The sequence below is a fragment of the Polaromonas sp. genome, assembly GCF_030680935.1.
In the GTDB taxonomy this organism is placed as follows: domain Bacteria; phylum Pseudomonadota; class Gammaproteobacteria; order Burkholderiales; family Burkholderiaceae_C; genus Polaromonas.
The window spans coordinates 25823-43052 of the sequence record NZ_JAUXUP010000015.1; the positions used below are offsets into that span (position 1 = coordinate 25823).

15 protein-coding genes are annotated in these 17230 nt (G+C 61.7%); 12 read left to right on the top strand and 3 right to left on the bottom strand.

Translation table 11 applies throughout. The features are described 5' to 3' along the window. Nucleotides 1–120: 120 nt before the first annotated feature. From Q8L50_RS04715 to Q8L50_RS04770, 12 genes are all read left to right on the top strand, one after another. Complete coding sequence (locus tag Q8L50_RS04715) at nt 121–720, top strand: 2-hydroxychromene-2-carboxylate isomerase (protein WP_305347504.1); 600 nt, start codon at nt 121–123, stop codon at nt 718–720. After that, a complete protein-coding gene (locus Q8L50_RS04720; RefSeq protein ID WP_305347505.1) occupies nt 717–1484 on the top strand; it encodes an enoyl-CoA hydratase in 768 nt (255 codons plus the stop codon). The genes Q8L50_RS04715 and Q8L50_RS04720 overlap by 4 nt, the downstream gene beginning before the upstream one ends. A 72-nt stretch (nt 1485–1556) precedes the next feature. Beyond that, nucleotides 1557–2396 carry an NAD(P)-dependent oxidoreductase gene (locus Q8L50_RS04725; RefSeq protein ID WP_305347506.1) on the top strand — a complete coding sequence of 280 codons (840 nt, stop codon included), beginning with the start codon at nt 1557–1559 and terminating at the stop codon, nt 2394–2396. Nucleotides 2397–2405: 9 nt separating this feature from the next. Next, nucleotides 2406–3605: a tetratricopeptide repeat protein gene (locus Q8L50_RS04730; protein WP_305347507.1), complete on the top strand. Its 1200-nt coding sequence runs from the start codon at nt 2406–2408 to the stop codon at nt 3603–3605. A 100-nt stretch (nt 3606–3705) separates the two neighbouring features. Further along, entirely contained in the window at nt 3706–4386 is a 681-nt protein-coding gene (locus Q8L50_RS04735) for a TetR/AcrR family transcriptional regulator (RefSeq protein ID WP_305347508.1), read from the top strand. Next, the gene (locus tag Q8L50_RS04740) at nt 4383–5267 is read left to right on the top strand and encodes an SDR family oxidoreductase (RefSeq protein ID WP_305347509.1); all 885 of its coding nucleotides are present in this window, start codon (nt 4383–4385) and stop codon (nt 5265–5267) included. Before Q8L50_RS04735 ends, Q8L50_RS04740 begins: the two co-directional genes overlap by 4 nt. Then, nucleotides 5264–6907 carry an acyl-CoA carboxylase subunit beta gene (locus Q8L50_RS04745; protein WP_305347510.1) on the top strand — a complete coding sequence of 548 codons (1644 nt, stop codon included), beginning with the start codon at nt 5264–5266 and terminating at the stop codon, nt 6905–6907. The genes Q8L50_RS04740 and Q8L50_RS04745 overlap by 4 nt, the downstream gene beginning before the upstream one ends. A 20-nt stretch (nt 6908–6927) precedes the next feature. Beyond that, nucleotides 6928–8109, top strand: a complete 1182-nt coding sequence (locus Q8L50_RS04750; RefSeq protein ID WP_305347511.1) for an acyl-CoA dehydrogenase family protein — start codon at nt 6928–6930, stop codon at nt 8107–8109. Nucleotides 8110–8120: 11 nt separating this feature from the next. Beyond that, the gene (locus Q8L50_RS04755) at nt 8121–8909 is read left to right on the top strand and encodes an enoyl-CoA hydratase/isomerase family protein (RefSeq protein WP_305347512.1); all 789 of its coding nucleotides are present in this window, start codon (nt 8121–8123) and stop codon (nt 8907–8909) included. Then, nucleotides 8906–10852 (top strand): biotin carboxylase N-terminal domain-containing protein, encoded by a 1947-nt coding sequence (locus tag Q8L50_RS04760; protein WP_305347513.1) that lies wholly within the window; start codon nt 8906–8908, stop codon nt 10850–10852. Before Q8L50_RS04755 ends, Q8L50_RS04760 begins: the two co-directional genes overlap by 4 nt. Beyond that, a complete protein-coding gene (locus Q8L50_RS04765) occupies nt 10845–12011 on the top strand; it encodes an acyl-CoA dehydrogenase family protein (protein ID WP_305347514.1) in 1167 nt (388 codons plus the stop codon). The genes Q8L50_RS04760 and Q8L50_RS04765 overlap by 8 nt, the downstream gene beginning before the upstream one ends. Then, the gene (locus Q8L50_RS04770; RefSeq protein WP_305347515.1) at nt 12008–12502 is read left to right on the top strand and encodes a thioesterase family protein; all 495 of its coding nucleotides are present in this window, start codon (nt 12008–12010) and stop codon (nt 12500–12502) included. Before Q8L50_RS04765 ends, Q8L50_RS04770 begins: the two co-directional genes overlap by 4 nt. 45 nt (nt 12503–12547) lie before the next feature. Here the strand turns inward: Q8L50_RS04770 and Q8L50_RS04775 are convergent, their stop codons facing one another. From Q8L50_RS04775 to Q8L50_RS04785, 3 genes are all read right to left on the bottom strand, one after another. Beyond that, entirely contained in the window at nt 12548–13705 is a 1158-nt protein-coding gene (locus Q8L50_RS04775) for an ABC transporter substrate-binding protein (RefSeq protein ID WP_305347516.1), read from the bottom strand. Nucleotides 13706–13955: 250 nt separating this feature from the next. Next, nucleotides 13956–15194 carry an ABC transporter substrate-binding protein gene (locus Q8L50_RS04780; protein ID WP_305347517.1) on the bottom strand — a complete coding sequence of 413 codons (1239 nt, stop codon included), beginning with the start codon at nt 15192–15194 and terminating at the stop codon, nt 13956–13958. Nucleotides 15195–15359: 165 nt separating this feature from the next. Then, nucleotides 15360–17216, bottom strand: a complete 1857-nt coding sequence (locus Q8L50_RS04785; RefSeq protein ID WP_305347518.1) for a long-chain fatty acid--CoA ligase — start codon at nt 17214–17216, stop codon at nt 15360–15362. Nucleotides 17217–17230 lie beyond the last annotated feature (14 nt).

A 17230-nucleotide genomic window follows, 5' to 3' on the forward strand; every position in this document is an offset into this window, starting at 1 on the left:
AGGCGGGGCAATGGCTGGCAACGAGAGACCAGGTCAGGTACTACAAAGAATGATCAAGCGGCGGCGCAGCGACGCCCGGACCCACGCGCTGTATCCGCGAACCTGAATGGAAAAATTCTGATGGACAAAGCTGTAGATTTTTACTTCGACGTTGGCAGCCCGGCCGCTTACATAGCCTGGACCCAGATGCCCGATCTCTGCCGGGAAGCCGGCGGCAGCATCGTTTACAAACCCATGCTGCTGGGAGGCGTTTTTCACGCCACGGGCAACCATTCGCCAACCACGGTGCCGGCCAAGGGCAAATACATGCTGGACGATCTGGCGCGTTTCGCGCAGCGTTATGGTGTGCCTTTCGAACACAACCCCTATTTCCCGATCAACACGCTGACACTGATGCGCGCTGCCACCGGCCTGCAAATGCGCGACCCCGCACGTTTTGTCCCGGCGGTGGATGCGATGTACCGCGCCATCTGGGTGGATCGCAAGGACATGAACGATCCGGCGGTGGTGGGTGCGGCGCTGCAAGCTGCCGGGTTCGATCCGCAGGCGCTGCTGGCCCTGGCGGCCGAACCCGAGGTCAAGGATCGGTTGAAAGCCGTGACGCAGGAGGCGGTGGAGCGTGGCGTGTTTGGCGCGCCCACCTTCTTCGTCCATGGGCAGATGCACTGGGGGCAGGACCGCCTCGATTTTGTCAAACAAGCACTGAAAGCAAACACATGAGCAACGACATCCTGATCCACACCGAAGCGGGCGTGATGACCATCACGCTGAACCGGCCCGAGCGCAAGAACTCCATCACTTCGGCGATGTATGGCGCCATGGCCGATGCGCTGGCTGCCGCCCAGGCAGATGTCGCGATCCGGGTCGTGGTGCTGCAAGGGCACGAAACCATTTTCAGCGCCGGTAACGACATCGGCGATTTCCTGAACAAACCGCCCGCCGGGATGGACTCGCCGGTGTTCCGCTTTCTGCGCGGCATCGCGGCCTTTCCCAAGCCGCTGGTGGCGGCTGTCTGTGGTCCGGCGGTGGGGGTGGGTACCACCATGCTGCTGCACTGCGACCTGGTCTATGCAGGTGACAATGCGGCCTTTTCCATGCCTTTTGTCAACCTTGGCCTGTGCCCGGAGGCAGCCTCCAGCCTGCTGCTGCCACAAATGCTGGGTTATCACCGCGCCGCAGAAGCCCTGTTGCTCGGCGAGCCCTTCATGGCCGAGGCGGCACTCGAAGTGGGCCTGGTCAACCGCGTTGTAGCGCCCACCGAGGCCAACAACCTGGCGCAATCGGTGGCAAAAAAACTCGCCGCCAAGCCCATGACCTCGCTGGTCGAGACCAAGCGGCTGATGAAAAAGGGCCAGCAGCAGCTAGTGGCGCAGCAAATGGACGAGGAAGGCGCCAGCTTCGGGCGTATGCTGGGCGAACCAGCGGCGCGCGAAGCTTTCGGCGCCTTCATGGCAAAGCGCAAGCCGGATTTTTCAAAAGTTTAAGCATCAAATAGAACTCTAGCCCTTATTTAACGGGCGTAGACAGCTATCAATTCAGTAGCATCAGGAGGTTGTATGAGTCCAGCTCCGGGTCTCAAAGGCAAGACACTTTTCATCACCGGTGCCTCGCGCGGCATTGGCCTGGCGATAGCCACGCGCGCAGCGGCCGATGGCGCCAACATTGTCATCATCGCCAAAACCACCGATCCCAACCCGAAGTTGCCTGGCACCATTTACAGCGCCGCCGAAGCGGTCAAAGCCGCCGGTGGGCAAGCCCTGCCGCTGGCGGTGGACATCCGCGACGAAGACGCGGTAGCTGCGGCGGTGGCCAAAGCGGTGGAGACCTTTGGCGGCATCGACATCCTGGTCAACAACGCCAGCGCTATCAGCCTGACCGACACCGAACACACGCCCATGAAGCGGTACGACTTGATGAACGGCATCAACGCGCGCGGTACTTACCTGTGCACGCAAGCCTGTCTGGCCGAGCTGAAAAAATCCGCGCAGGCGGGCCGCAACCCTCAGGTGCTGACCATGTCGCCGCCGCTGTCCATGAAGCCGCACTGGTTTGAAAACCACACCGCCTACACCATGGCCAAATACGGCATGAGCATGTGTACCCTGGGGCATGCTGCCGAGTTCAAAAAATACGGCATTGCCGTCAACAGCCTGTGGCCGCGCACCGCGATTGCCACGGCGGCGCTGCAAATGATTCCCGGTGTGGATCTGAAGCTGTGCCGCAAGCCAGAGATCCTGTCCGACGCGGCCTGGTTCATCCTTACCAGTACGGCGTCGAACACGGGCAACTTCTACATCGACGACGAACTGCTTGCTGCGCACGGCGTGACCGAGCTGGACCCCTACGCAGTTACGCCAGGTACCCAAAACTTCATTCCCGATTTTTTCGTAGACTGACGGATACGAATGAGTGATGCGTTTGACCGGGCGCGCCAGCATTTTCTGGAGGGTCTGGCGCATTTTCAGGCGCAGGCCCTGCCCGAGGCCGAACAGTGTTTTGAGTCCGCGCTGGCACTGATGCCGGGACGCCCGTCCACGCTGACAAACCTGGGCGCTACACGCGTCAAACTGGGCAAGGCCGGTACCGCCGTGCCCCTGCTGGAGCAAGCCACAGCCGCCGAACCCGGCAATCTGCAAGCGTGGTCTTACCTGGCGCTGGCCCATGCCGACCTGGGCCAATACGCCCAGGCGCTGGCCTGTTATGACAAAGCGCTGGCACTGCACGACGGTGCTGCGGCCATCTGGCTGCAACATGCGCAGACCCTGGTTCGGCTGGGCCGAGCGGATCGGGCGCTGGCATCGCTGGAGCGCGCGCTGGCGCTCGATGCCACGCTCACCGAAGCCTGGAGCCACAGGGGTACGCTGCTGCGCGAGATGCAACGCCTGGACGAAGCCGCCGCCTGTTTTGACAGGGCCATAACACTGGGCGCAGACCAGCAAGTGCATGGCTACTTCCTCGCGTCGGTACGTGGCGGGGCGGCGCCGCAGCTGGCACCGCGCGCCTATGTCGAGTACCTGTTTGACGACTATGCCGCCGAGTTTCAACAGCACCTGGTGGGGGTCTTGCATTACCGTGCCCACGAGCTGCTGATTCAACGCCTGGCCGATCTTGGTCCGCGCCGCTTCCCTTCGGTGCTGGATTTGGGCTGCGGCACCGGCTTGTGTGGCCCGCTGATCCGGCCGCTGGCTGACCGGGTGGATGGCGTGGACATCTCGCGCGGCATGCTCGACAAGGCGCAGGCGCTGGGCGTCTACACCGCGCTGGTTCATGCTGATGTGGCCGATTATCTGGCGGGCGCGGCACGCAGCGATGATCTGGTGCTGGCAGCCGATGTTTTTATCTATGTCGGCGAACTGGACCAGGTGTTTGCAGGGGTGGCCCGGGTGCTCCGGCCCGGCGGCATCTTTGCTTTCACTGTCGAGCTCGCAGCAGAGGGGCAAGAGCTGCAACTGCGGCCCAGCCTGCGTTACGCACACTCCGAGGCCTATATCCGCCGACTGGCGAGCACGCATGGTTTTGCGGTGCAGATGCTGCATCAAGCGCCGCTGCGCGAAGACCAGCAGCAGCCGGTCCAGGGTTTGTACGTCTACTTGATGGCAGGCTGACACCGCCGGCGGGGTGGGGCCATCGTCAGCTGCCAGTGGCTTTTATTTTTACAAAGCGGCTGCTTGCTAAAAATACCCGGCTTTGTTATGGTTCTGCCTTATGCAGACCCCAACCGCCGATACCACCGCAGCGCGCCGGCCACGTGGCCGACCGCGCAAAACGCTGGATGAGCGCGATGACGGCAACCGACGGGTAGAGCTGGTCAACGCGGCGGCACGCCTTTTTCGCCGCAAGGGATTTGATGCAACAAGCACCCGGGACATCGCCACCGCGGTTGGCATGCACAGCGGCTCGCCGTTTTATCACTTCAAAAGCAAGGGCGCGCTGCTGTATGCAGTGATGGACGAGGGCATGCGCTCAGCCACCTTGCGTCAGACCGCTGCCCTTGAGCAGGCCTGTGCTGCCTTGCCCGATGCAGCGGCCCTTTTACGGGTGCTTGTGCGCAATCATTTCGATATTCTGCTGGGCCCTGGCAGCGACTTTATTCCGGTCATGCTGTACGAGTCGCGCTCCATCACCGCGCGCCAGCGCAGCTCCCTGGCCAAACTGCAAAGCGACTACGAATCGGTCTGGCAGCCGGTGCTGCAGGCGCTGAGCGAACAGGGGCGCCTGGGCTGCCCGGTCAAACTCGCGCGCCTGCTGATTTTTGGCGCCCTGAACTGGTCCGCCCAGTGGTTTGATGCAAAAAAAGGGGCCTCCCTTGACGAGCTGGCCGACGCGGCCGTCGCGCTGTTTATCGGCAACAACCCGAAACCCCCTGGAAGGAGAGTCCGACCATGAGTTACCGATCCATTTTCAGTGCCGAACTGTTTGCCGGCAAGGTGGTGGTCGTGACAGGCGGGGGCTCGGGCATAGGCCGCTGCACGGCGCATGAGCTGGCAGCTCTGGGCGCCCATGTGGTGTTGATCGGGCGCAAGCTCGAGAAGCTGCACGACGTGGCGGGCGAGATTGTGGCCGCCGGTGGCCGCGCCAGTTTTCACCCCTGTGACATCCGGCAAGAAGCGGCGGTGCAGGCCACGGTGGCGGCCATCGTGCTGGCGCATGGCCGTATCGACGGCCTGGTCAACAACGCCGGCGGCCAGTACATTGCACCGCTGGAAAGTATCAGCGCCAAAGGCTGGGAGGCCGTCATCAACACCAACCTGACCGGCGGATTTTTGATGGCGCGTGAGTGTTACCTGCAGGCCATGGCCGGACACGGCGGCAGTATCGTCAACATCGTTGCCGACATCTGGGGCTCGATGCCTTCCATGGGACACAGCGGTGCGGCGCGCGCTGGCATGGTCAGTTTCACCGAGACGGCCTCGGCGGAGTGGGCGCACAGCGGCGTGCGTGTCAATGCGGTGGCGCCGGGGTACATCGCTTCCAGCGGCATGGACCACTACCCGCCTGAAGCTGGCGCCATGTTGCGCGAGATGCGCCACACCGTGCCGCTGGGCCGCTTTGGCACCGAGGCAGAAACTTCGGCAGCGATTGTGTTTTTGCTGAGCCCGGGCGCGAGTTTTATCAGCGGCACGGTGTTACGCGTCGATGGCGCGCGGCCGCAGGTGCGCATGGGCTGGCCCATGCGCCTGCCAAATGCCCAGGCACAGCAGCGTGAGGCGGTCAAACCCTTTGACGGCTTTCATCTGGCCACGACGCCGAAGGTGTTTCAGCCGTGACAGTTTTCCAGTCAGGGTTCAATTCACAGGGCGCGGTGGCCCTTCAGCGCCGCGAAGCCATGCTGGCGCGTATCGCGGCGCTGCGGGCGTTGGAAGACCGCGCAGCCCAGGCCTCGGCCAAATCGAAGCCGGTGTTCGACAAGCGCGGCCAGTTGTTGCCGCGCGAGCGCGTTGCCTTGCTGCTCGACCCGGGCACACCCTATTTGCCGATTTGCGCATTGGCCGGTTTCATGCAGGACAACAAGGACCCCGCGCTGTCAGTGCCCGGCGGGGGCGTCGTTGCGGGTATCGGATTTATCGAAGGCACGCGCTGCATGATCGTTGCCAGTGATTCCGGGATTGAGGCCGGTGCCATCCAGGCCATGGGGCTGGAGAAAATCCTGCGCGTGCAGGAGATCGCGTTACAGAACAAGTTGCCCTTTGTCCACCTGGTTGAAAGCGCTGGGGCCAACCTGATGCGTTACCGGGTTGAGGGTTTTGTCCACGGTGGCGCCCTGTTTCGCAACCTCGCGCGCCTGTCGGCTGCGGGCATTCCAGTCATCACCGTACAGCACGGTTCGGGCACGGCAGGCGGTGCCTACATGCCGGGCCTCAGTGATGTGGTCATCATGGTGCGCAATCGCTCGCGCGCTTTTCTGGCGGGCCCGCCGCTGCTGATGGCGGCGACGGGCGAAGTGGCGACCGAGGAAGAGCTGGGTGGCGCCGAGATGCACACCAGCGTCTCGGGCCTGGGCGAGCAACTGGCTGAGGACGACCGGCAGGCGCTGGGCCTGGCGCGGCAGGTAGTTGGCCGCACATCATGGTCAATTCGGGCTTCAGCCCTTGCCGGACACGCGCAGTCAGCTATTGAATCCATAGCAAACGAGCCCTTGTATGCGGCGGAAGACTTGCTCGGCTTGATGGCCGCTGACTTGCGCCAGCCGGTGGACATGCAGGAGGTCATGGCCCGGCTGGTTGATGGCTCGGATTTCCTGCCCTTCAAGGCCCTGTATGGCGCGGCAACGGTGTGTGTGCAGGCCAGCATGGGCGGCCATGCGGTGGGCATCATCAGCAACAACGGCCCGATTGATGTGGCCGGTGCCAACAAGGCCACACACTTCATCCAGATGTTGTGCCAGCTGGGTCACCCCATCATCTATTTGCAGAACACCACGGGTTACATGGTTGGCAAGGACAGCGAGCAGGGCGGCATGATCAAACACGGCTCCAAGATGATCCAGGCCGTCACCAACGCCACAGTGCCGCAAATCACCATCCAGTGCGGTGCCTCGTTTGGCGCGGGTAACTACGGCATGTGTGGCCGGGGTTACGCACCGCGCTTCCTGTTCAGCTGGCCCAGTGCCAAAACTGCTGTGATGGGCGGCGAGCAGGCGGCGCGCACCATGCAGATCGTGACCGAGGCGGCCATGCTGCGCAAAGGCATTGCGGTGGACGCGGCGCAATCGCAGGCGCAGTTTGACAAGATCGTGTCGGTGTTCGAGGCGCAGGCCGACGCCTTCTACACCTCTGGACTGCTGCTGGATGATGGCGTGATTGACCCGCGCGACACCCGGGCCGTGCTGACGCAATGCCTGGCCATGTGCGCCGACGCAGCAACGCGGCAACTGCGGCCCATGCAGTTTGGCGTAGCCCGGATGTGAACCGACTCAGGAGACAAAAAATGCAATACACCCACGAACACCTTGAAATCCAGAAAACCCTCAAGCGTTTTATTGACGCCGAGATCAACCCGCATGTCGATGAGTGGGAGGCCGCCGAGATGTTTCCGGCGCATGAGATATTCAAAAAACTGGGTAATCTGGGCCTGCTGGGCCTGACCAAACCCGAGGAATACGGCGGTGCGGGGCTGGACTACTCCTATGGCGTGGCCATGGCCGAAGCCCTGGGCCACATCGATTGTGGCGGCGTGCCCATGGCGATTGGTGTGCAGACCGACATGTGCACACCGGCGCTGGCACGGTTTGGCAGTGAGGAACTCAAACGCGAGTTCCTGGCCCCGGCCATTGCTGGCGATACGGTAGGCTGTATTGGTGTGAGTGAGCCCGGCGCCGGCAGCGACGTGGCTTCCATCAAAAGCCATGCGCGCAAGGATGGCGACGACTACATCATCAGCGGCCAGAAGATGTGGATCACCAACAGCCTGCAGGCCGACTGGATGTGCATGCTGGTCAACACCGGCGACGGGCCGCAGCACAAGAACAAAAGCCTGGTCATGGTGCCCATGCGCGACAAGGGCAAGCTGCGCAAGGGCATTGAGGTCGGCAAGAAAATCAAAAAAATCGGCATGAACGCCAGCGACACCGGCTTGATTTATTTTGACGAGGTGCGTGTGCCGCAACGCAACCGGATTGGTGCAGAAGGCTCGGGTTTCATGTACCAGATGATGCAGTTTCAGGAGGAGCGGCTTTGGGCCGCAGCCAGCTGCATACAGTCACTGGGCAATTGCATTGACTGGACGGTGGCGTGGGCGCACGAGCGCAAGCTGTTTGGCGCCACGCTGGCCGACCAGCAGTGGGTGCAGTTCAAGCTGGCCGAGATGAAAACCGAGGTCGAGGGCCTGCGAGCCATGACCTACCGCGCCTGCGAGTTGTATGTGCAGGGCCAGGACGTGACCGAACTCGCCTCCATGGCCAAGCTCAAGGCCGGGCGCCTGAACCGGCTGGTGCCCGATACCTGTTTGCAGTTCTGGGGCGGCATGGGCTACACCTGGGAAAACAAGGTGGCACGCATGTTCCGGGATGGCCGACTCGCATCGATTGGCGGCGGTGCCGACGAAGTGATGATGGGCATCATCGCCAAGTACATGGGCCTTGCCAAGAGCAGCAAAAAAGCCGCGGCCTGATGACCCCAGCCATGGCCCCCAAGTTACAGATCACCCGTTCGGGTGAGGTCGAGCATTGGACGCTGCACGATCCCGCCACACGCAACGCGCTGACCGAAGAGCTTGTGGGCGCCTTGCAGCTGGCCTGCGAGCGCGTGAGCGCAGACGCCGCGCTGCGTTTTGTGGTGTTGCAGGGCAGTGACGGCGCCTTTTGTGCCGGCGGCAGCCTGGGCGGTTTTGCCGCCTCTATTGGCCAGGCGCTGCCGGCCGGGCAAACCGATCCGCTGATTGCGATGAATGCGGGCTTTGGCAGCTTGCTGAACAGCCTCAGCGCGCTGCCACAGATCTTGCTGGTGGCCGTGGACGGGCCAGCCATGGGTGGCGGCCTGGGCCTGGTGTGTTGCGGCGATTTTGTGCTGGCTTCTCCGGCTGCGGTGTTTGCCACGCCTGAAGTCACCCTGGGCGTGGTGCCCGCACAGATTGCACCCTTTGTGCACCGGCGGCTGGGTGACCGCCACGCGCGTCAGTTGCTGCTTTCTGGGCAAAAGCTGTCTGCAGAGCAAGCGCTGGGGCTGGGGCTGGTGGACGAAGTTGCAGCTGATTTGCAAGCCGCCGTGGCGCAACGTATCCAGCTGTTGCGCCGCGCAGCACCTGGCGCGGTGGCCCACACCAAGGCTTTGTTTTGTATGCTCAATCAGGCTGCAGCCCAGGACATACAAGCGCAAGCAGCTCTCAAATTCGTAGCGAATTTGCGCAGCCCTGAAGCCGCTGAAGGCTTGGCAGCGTTTGCGCAAAAGCGCAAGCCCGGGTGGGCGGCATGACGGCCACGCCCATTCGCCGCCTCTTGATCGTCAACCGCGGCGAAATAGCCCGTCGCATCATCCGCACCGCGCAGCACATGGGCATGGCGACGGTGGCGGTGTATTCGGATGCTGACGCGCAGGCTCTGCATGTGCATGAAGCCGACGCGGCGGTGGCGCTGGGTGGCAACCAGTCGGCCGACTCCTATTTACGGATCGACAAGCTTCTGGCTGCAGCGAAGAGGGCGGGTGCCGACGCGGTCCACCCCGGCTACGGCTTTCTGAGTGAAAACGCAGACTTTGCCCAGGCCGTTGTGGAAGCGGGGCTGATCTGGGTCGGGCCGCCGCCGGCAGCGATTCGTGCGCTGGGTGACAAGGCCAGTGCCAAGGCGCTGGCCGTGCAACGCGGTGTTCCCTGCCTGCCTGGCTACCAGGGGGCAGACCAGTCCGAAGCGCGATTGATGGCCGAAGCTGAAACACTGGGCTACCCCCTGATGGTCAAGGCCGTGGCAGGCGGGGGCGGGCGCGGCATGCGGCTGGTGCAGGGGCCCACCCAGCTTCTGCCGGCCCTGCAAAGCGCTCGGTCCGAAGCGTTGTCTGCCTTTGGCAACGGGGGCCTGTTGCTGGAGCGCGCGCTCTTGAGCCCGCGTCACGTCGAGCTACAGATCTTTGCCGATGCACATGGCCATTGCATCCACCTGGGCGAGCGTGATTGTTCGGTTCAACGGCGTCATCAAAAGCTGATTGAGGAGTCACCGAGCCCGGCGATGGATGCCGACCTGCGTGAGCGCATGGGAGCCTGCGCGGTCGAGCTTGCGCTGGCAGCAGGTTATGTGGGCGCTGGCACCGTGGAGTTTTTACTCGACGGCGGCGAGTTCTTTTTGATGGAGATGAACACCCGGCTGCAGGTCGAGCACCCGGTCACCGAAGCGGTGACTGGCCTGGACCTGGTCGAGTGGCAGTTGCGCATTGCGCAGGGTGAGGCGCTGCCCCTGCGCCAGGACGAGCTCGTGTTCAGCGGTCACGCCATCGAGGTGCGTTTGTGTGCCGAAGACGACGATTTTTCCCCGCATGCCGGACAGGTTCTTCATTTTGCTGAGCCATTACATGCACGTTTTGACCATGCGCTGCAAGCCGGAGTCAAGGTCACACCTTTCTACGACTCGATGTTAGGCAAGCTGATCGTGCATGGCGCCACGCGGGACCAGGCCATCGATGGTTTGATTGCGGCCCTGGCTGACACCCAGGTGCTGGGCCTGCCGACCAATCGCGCTTTTCTGGCGGCCTGCCTGGCACATCCGGTATTCAGGGCGGGCCAGGCCTTGATTCCTTTCCTGGCCGAGCACGGCGAAACCATCCGCAAGACGCTTCAGGAGCAGAAGTCCCGGGTGCAGTTGCCGGCCGCGCTGGGCCTGCATTTCGCGGGCAGTACGGGTGCTGCCCGGGCCTTGCCTTGTCCGTTTGGCAAGATGCTGCGCCTGTTTCAGGGGGAGCACGAGTTGGCAATCACGGTTCGGGAAATGGGTCATGGCCAACTGGAGGTTCTGTCCGGTTCACAGCAACATTCAGGCGCTTGTACGCGCTCCAGCCCGGGCGCCATGTTTGTCACGGTGGATGGACTCACCCGCGCCGTACAGGCTTGCCAGGCGGCGGATGGTCAATGGCATGTGCAGGTGGGTGCCACCGACCTCTGGCTGACGGACGCGAGCCTGTTACCGCCAGTGGGCGCGGCCTCCAGCAGCCAGACGAAGGAGCTGCGGGCGCCGTTTAATGGCAAGGTGATTGCGATCCACGTCGCCGCCGGCCAGACGGTCCGGCGTGGTGACAGCCTGTTGGTGATTGAATCGATGAAGCTTGAACACGCCTTGTGTGCGACGCGGGATGCCACGGTGACAGAGCTGACCGTGCAAACCGGCCAGCAGATGGCCACTGGGCAGGTCTTGTTGAGGTTTGACCATGGATAAAAACCTTGCCCAACACGCAGCCGATCTCGACGCCTTGGCCGATATTGCGGAGTCGGTCAAACGCTTCGCGCAGCGCGAGATTGCGCCGCATGTGGGGCCATGGGACGATGCCGGCGAATTTCCCCGGGCCTTGTACCGGCAGGCCGCTGAGCTGGGCCTCCTGGCCCTGGGCTACCCGGAAGCGCTCGGTGGCACGCCGGCATCATGGAGATTGCGCAACGCGATGACCGTCGCGCTGTGCCGCTACGGCGGCAGCGGCGGTGTGTTGGCCAGCCTGTTCTCGCACAACATCGGTCTTCCGCCGGTGTTGCACCATGGCTCGCCCCCATTGCAGCAGGCCGTGATTCCGGCGGTGCTGCGCGGCGAAAAAATTGCAGCACTGGCCATCACCGAACCGGGCGCCGGCTCTGATGTGGCGGCCCTGCGCACTACCGCACGGCGCGACGGTGCGGACTATGTGCTTGATGGCGAAAAGGTTTTTATCACCTCGGGCATGCGTGCCGACTACATCACGGTGGCGGTGCGCACCAGCGAAAGCAAAGGGGCGGGTGGCATCTCCATGATTCTGGTTCCGGGCGACAGCCCGGGTCTGAGTCGCCATGCCTTGCAGAAGATGGGATGGTGGTGCTCAGACACGGCGCATTTGCGCTTTGAGGCCGTGCGGGTGCCTGCAACCCATTTGCTTGGTGAGGAGGGTGGCGGCTTCAAGATGATCATGGGGAATTTCAACGGCGAACGCCTGGCGATGTCCGCTGGGGCGCTGGGTTTTGCCCAGGCCTGTTACGACGAGGCGCTGGACTGGGCACGCCAGCGCAAGACCTTTGGCAGCCTGCTGACCGACAAGCAGGTGATCCGGCACAAGCTGGTGGACATGCAGATGCGCATCGCGTCCACCCAGGCGTGGGTGGAGGCGCTGGCGGACCGGGCGGACGCGGGCGAACACGGCGCCGAATGGGTGGCCCAGGTCTGCATGCTGAAGAACCACGCGACGCAGACCATGCAGTTCTGTGCCGACCAGTCGGTGCAAATCCTGGGCGGTATGGGTTTCATGCGTGGTACAAAAAGCGAGCGCATTTACCGCGAGGTCAAGGTCATGATGATAGGCGGCGGCGCCGAGGAAATCATGAAAGACCTGGCTGCACGACAATTGGGCCTATGACCTTGACACCCCCGCTACGCGCCGCAGAGCCCGCAGGGTTCGAGCCCGAATTCATCAACGGCCTGAAAACCCTGTTTGAAGAGAAAATTTCCTTCAACCGCGTATTGGGGCTGAAGATCACCTTGCTCACGCCGGCGCGTGTTGCGGCGCGTATCACGATGACCGATCAACTGGTCGGTCACTACACGCACAACCGCGTTCATGGCGGCGTGATCAGTGCCGGGCTTGACGCCATGGGCGGCTTGGCGGTGATGGCCGCCATAGGAGCGCGCCACATGGACGAGTCACCGCTGCAGCGCCTGCAGCGTTTCAGCAAGCTGGGCACCATCGACCTGCGGGTGGACTACCTGCGCCCCGGTATCAGCGAATATTTTGAGTTGCGCGCCGAAGTCTTGCGCCTGGGCTCACGCGTGGCCAGCACCCGCATGGAGTTTCTCGGTGCCGACGGCAAGTTGCTGTCCACCGGGGCGGGCGCTTACATCGTTTCATGAAAAAAGCCACCCGAAGGTGGCTTTTGATGGACGGTGTATGGGCGCCTATTTGAAGTACTCGGAGACGGGTTTCCATTTACCATCCGTGATTTGCGACAGGCGGGAAGCGTCGCTGCCCAGGCGTTTGGTGGCCGTATAAGTGGCTTGTGCGCTGCCAAACATGTCTGGCGGAACCACCATGGTGTCCATCACCTTGATGAAGCTGTCGGTCGACAGGTTAGGGCCCGCCTTCTGGGCTGCCTTGGCAAAGATGTCGATGATGTTGTAGCCATAAACCGAGAAGACGGTGGGGTCTTCATTGAACTTGGTTTTGTACTTGTTGGCCCAGAAACGGATGGGCTGTGAAGCCTCATCCAGATACGGGTTCTGCACCGTCATGGTGGCATACAGGCCGTTCATGGCCGGGCCACCGAGCTTGTGAATCAGATCGGTGTAGGCCGCGCTGGAGCCCAGGAAGAGGGGGTTGAACCCGGTCTTGCGGGATTCGCCAATGGCGCCAATGGTCTCGCGGATGATGGTGCCGAGCACAACCATCTCGCAGCCCGAAGACTTCATCTTGGCGACCTGTGACGAGAAGTCGGTGGCACCGCGTTTGTATGAGGTCTTTTCAGCGAACTCCATGCCTATGGCTTTCAGGCCGGCCTCGCCGCCGCGCATGACTTCCAGTCCGAACTCGTCGTCCTGGTACATGGTGCAGACCTTCTTGATGTTCTTTTCCTTCACCATTTTTGGCGTGGCATTGCGCATCTGGTCAAAGTAGGTGGCCGCGAAGGAATACTTCAGCTTGTGAAACGGTTCGTACATCTCGCGGGCTGCGGTGATCGGAAAGAAATTGATGACGTTTTTTTCAAACTGCACCGGCATGGCCGCCAGGTTCTGGGCGGTGCCGATGTGGCCGACCATCATGAAAATCTTGTCCTGGTTGACCAGCTTCTGCGCTGCCAGCACGGCCTTCTTCGGGTCGTAGGCCGAGTCTTCCACGATGATCTTCAGCTTGCGGCCATTGATGCCGCCTTGTTCATTGATCTCATCAACGCGCAGCAACATGCCCAGGCGGGCCTGCTTGCCAAAACCCGCGATGGGACCGGACAGGTCCTGGATGGAGCCCAGGGTGATTTCGGTTTTGCTCACGCCTTGCTGGGCCATGGAAATGCCGGAACTGAGTGCCAGGGTAGCCAGTGCCACGGTGGTTTTGAATTTCATTGATGTCTCCTGTAAAACGAAGGTACTTGCGCCCCCGCTATTCTTGTCTTTCGTCCGGTCCTGTCAAGCTGGCGTATTCACTTAGGGGCAGGCCCTGTCATCGCCCCTTGCGGACCAGCAAACACAATGACAAAGGCCGCCCTTGGGCGGCCTTTGTCGCATGCGGGACGCAATCAGGTCTGCTCGTGAATCGCTGGCCTGTTCCTTGAACGGTGTCGCAACGATCCGTCGGGGCCCTTCGTGCGGTGCATCACTGGTCTTTGAGGAATTCCGACTCGATTTTCCACTTGCCATCCTTCTGCATCACCGACTTGAGGCCGGCGAAGGCCACGTAGTCGGAGGTGACGGTCCAGCGGCCGTCCTTGATCTGCGACAGGCGCGTGTAGCGGTTGCCCAGGCGCTTGGTGGGTGAGAAGGTCATCTCCGGTGTGCCAAACATGTCGCGGTTGTACGTGGTGCTGTCCATGGTCTTGATGAACGAATCGGTGGTGAACGCAGGTCCGGTGCGAAACGCCGTCTTGAGGAAGCTGTCAACCGCCGCATAGCCGTAGACCGACATGACCGAAGGTTCTTCGTTGAACTTGGTCTTGTATTTATTCGCCCAGAAGCGCACTGGCTGCTCGGCAGCGTCGAGGTAAGGGTGTTGCGCCGTCATGGTGGCGTACAGGTTGTCCATGAGTTTGCCGCCCAGCCTGGGGATGAGGTCGGTGTACACCGCGCTGGAGCCGACAAAGGCGGGGCTGAAACCGGTCTTGCGGGACTCGGCAATGGCTCCCACCGTCTCGCGGATGACGGTGCCCAGCACCACCAGGTCGCAGCCCGCCGCCTTCATTCTGGCTACCTGCGACGAGAAATCAGTCGCGCCGCGCTTGTAGCTGGTTTTTTCCGCCAGTTCCATGTTGATCGTCTTCAGGCCGGCTTCGCTGCCGCGCAATACTTCCAGCCCGAAGTCATCGTCCTGGTAGAGGATGCAGGGTTTCTTCAGGTTCAGGTCTTTCACCAGGCGCGGCGCGGCGATCCGCATCTGGTCGTAGTACGTGGCGGCACTGGAAAACTTCAGGCGGTGGAAGGGCTCATACATTTCACGCGCTGCGGTGATGGGCAGGAAATTGATGACGTTCTTCTCGAACTGCACGGGCATGGCCGCCATGTTCTGCGACGTGCCGAGGTGGCCGACCATGGCAAAGATGCCGTCCCCCTGCGTCACCAGCTTCTGCGCGCCCAGCACTGCACGCTTGGGGTCGTAGCCGGAGTCTTCAACCAGCAGCTTGAGCTTGCGGCCATGAACGCCGCCCAGTTCGTTGGCCTCGTCGACGCGCATTTGCATGCCCATCCGGATCTGCTTGCCATAGGAGGCGAGTGGACCCGACAGGTCCTGGATGGTGCCGATCGCTATCTCGGTTTTGCTCACGCCGGGGGTGGCGGACTGGGCCCAGGCCGGGGCGCCGCCTGCAGCAAGGACGGCGGCGAGGATGAGTCTGATGTTCATGGGTTGTCTCCAGGATTTTGGGTAGGTGCAAATGAATTCGCAACGAATTGTTTCCTGCGCGGGCCCTTGCTGCCTTGCACCTTGGCGACACAAAAAATGAAAAAGCCGCTTCTGGAAGCGGCTTTAGTCACGTCGGCGACCAGCGTGATCAGGGTTAGACCTGAGTTAGCGATACATCGCTTCGATCGGGGTGGCGTACTTCTTCTCGACCAGCTTGCGTTTGAGTTTCATGGTCGGGGTCAGCTCTTCGTCTTCTGCACTGAGCTGGGTTTCCAGCAGAAAAAACTTCTTGATCTGCTCGACCCGCGCAAACTTCTTGTTGACCCGGTCCATCTCGCTCTGGATCAGTTCCTGCACCGCCGCTGCACGCGTCAGGCTCAGGTAGTTGCTGAAGGGCACATCGTTGTCCTGCGCGTATTTCTCAACATTCTCCTGGTCGATCATCACGATGGCCGTCAGGTAAGGGCGCTTGTCACCAATCACCACCGCGTCGGTAATATAAGGCGAGAATTTCAGTTCATTTTCCAGCTCACTGGGCGTGACGTTTTTGCCACCTGCCGTGATGATGATGTCTTTCATGCGGTCGGTGATGCGAAAGAATCCTTCCTCGTCCATCAGCCCCACGTCGCCCGTGTGCAGCCAGCCGTCGGCGTCTATGGTCTCTGCTGTCTTTTCGGGCAGGTTCAGATAGCCCATGAAAACATTGGGGCCGCGCACCAGAATTTCTCCCGTTGCCGGGTCGAGTTTGACCTCGTTGTAGCCTGCGGCCGGTCCTATGGAGCCCGGCTTGATTCGGCTGGCCGGAACACCGGTGGCCGCACCGCAGGTTTCCGTCATGCCCCACACTTCCAGCATTGGCACGCCCAGCGCCATGTACCACTTGACGAGTTCTGGCGAAATAGGTGCAGCGCCGGTGACGCAAAAACGAGCACGGTGGATACCTATGAGTTTTCTTGCATTGTCCAGCGCGATCCAACGGGCAATCGTGAACTTCAACTTCAGCCAGCCACTGACCGCTTCGCCCGCCATGACCTTGTCGGCGATCTCGGTGCCCACGCCTATACCCCAGGCATACGCGCCCTGCTGCAGCGGGCTTGCCTCCTTGAGTGCAATCATCACGCCGGAGTAAAACTTTTCCCAAACCCGGGGTACAGCAGTGAAAACGGTGGGCGCAATCTCACGTACGTTTTCCGGGATGGTCTCGGGGTTTTCGACAAAGTTGAGTTTGGCGCCGGTGTACATTGCAAAATATTCGCCGCCCATGCGCTCGGCAATGTGGCATAGCGGCAGAAAACACATGCGCTCATCATTCTCATCCTGCGCTACCAGTGTGTTGTAGCCGCGCGCGGTGAACACCAGACCCCGGTGGTTGTGCATCGCGCCTTTGGGCTTGCCCGTGGTGCCCGAGGTGTAGACCAGAATGGCCAGGTCTTCGGGCCTGCAGGCATTGGCGCGTTTTTCAACGGCATCCGGATGCTGCGCGAGGTAGTTGCGGCCCAGTTCGCGCAACGCGGCCAGGCTGATGACATCGGCCTCATCCAGATCGCGCAGACCTTCCATGTCAAATACAACAATCTTGCGCAGGATGGCCAATTGACTGCGCACTTCGAGGGCTTTGTCGAGCTGCTCGTCGTCTTCCACAAACAGGATGGTGGTGCGTGAGTCCTCGCAGAGGTAATGCACTTGCGACGCTGCATCTGTCGGGTAGATGCCATTGGCGACACCACCGCAACTGAGCACAGCCAGATCCGCCAGCACCCACTCAATCACGGTGTTGGAGAGGATGGACGCACATTCGCCGGGCGCAAAGCCCAGGCTGATCAGTCCGGCAGAAATTTCCCGTACCGCTTCACCCGTCTGGTTCCAGCTCCAGCTGCGCCAGATGCCGAGCTTCTTCTGCCGCATCCAGACCTTGTCCTGGCGCTGGTTGACGCCGTTCCAGAACAGGGCGGGAATCGTTTCGCCTTCAAGCACTACGCGGGTTTCAGGCTGGATGTGGGAGAGATCCCAAAGATTGCTCATGTTGCGGCCTGTCT

Excerpts from the sequence above, each read along its gene's own strand:
- Q8L50_RS04785 (WP_305347518.1), bottom strand. The coding sequence starts at position 17,216 with ATGAGCAATCTTTGGGATCTCTCCCACATCCAGCCTGAAACCCGCGTA.
- Q8L50_RS04720 (WP_305347505.1), top strand. The coding sequence starts at position 717 with ATGAGCAACGACATCCTGATCCACACCGAAGCGGGCGTGATGACCATC.
- Q8L50_RS04730 (WP_305347507.1), top strand. The coding sequence starts at position 2,406 with ATGAGTGATGCGTTTGACCGGGCGCGCCAGCATTTTCTGGAGGGTCTG.
- Q8L50_RS04780 (WP_305347517.1), bottom strand. The coding sequence starts at position 15,194 with ATGAACATCAGACTCATCCTCGCCGCCGTCCTTGCTGCAGGCGGCGCC.
- Q8L50_RS04740 (WP_305347509.1), top strand. The coding sequence starts at position 4,383 with ATGAGTTACCGATCCATTTTCAGTGCCGAACTGTTTGCCGGCAAGGTG.
- Q8L50_RS04770 (WP_305347515.1), top strand. The coding sequence starts at position 12,008 with ATGACCTTGACACCCCCGCTACGCGCCGCAGAGCCCGCAGGGTTCGAG.
- Q8L50_RS04760 (WP_305347513.1), top strand. The coding sequence starts at position 8,906 with ATGACGGCCACGCCCATTCGCCGCCTCTTGATCGTCAACCGCGGCGAA.
- Q8L50_RS04765 (WP_305347514.1), top strand. The coding sequence starts at position 10,845 with ATGGATAAAAACCTTGCCCAACACGCAGCCGATCTCGACGCCTTGGCC.
- Q8L50_RS04725 (WP_305347506.1), top strand. The coding sequence starts at position 1,557 with ATGAGTCCAGCTCCGGGTCTCAAAGGCAAGACACTTTTCATCACCGGT.
- Q8L50_RS04715 (WP_305347504.1), top strand. The coding sequence starts at position 121 with ATGGACAAAGCTGTAGATTTTTACTTCGACGTTGGCAGCCCGGCCGCT.
- Q8L50_RS04735 (WP_305347508.1), top strand. The coding sequence starts at position 3,706 with ATGCAGACCCCAACCGCCGATACCACCGCAGCGCGCCGGCCACGTGGC.
- Q8L50_RS04750 (WP_305347511.1), top strand. The coding sequence starts at position 6,928 with ATGCAATACACCCACGAACACCTTGAAATCCAGAAAACCCTCAAGCGT.
- Q8L50_RS04775 (WP_305347516.1), bottom strand. The coding sequence starts at position 13,705 with ATGAAATTCAAAACCACCGTGGCACTGGCTACCCTGGCACTCAGTTCC.
- Q8L50_RS04755 (WP_305347512.1), top strand. The coding sequence starts at position 8,121 with ATGGCCCCCAAGTTACAGATCACCCGTTCGGGTGAGGTCGAGCATTGG.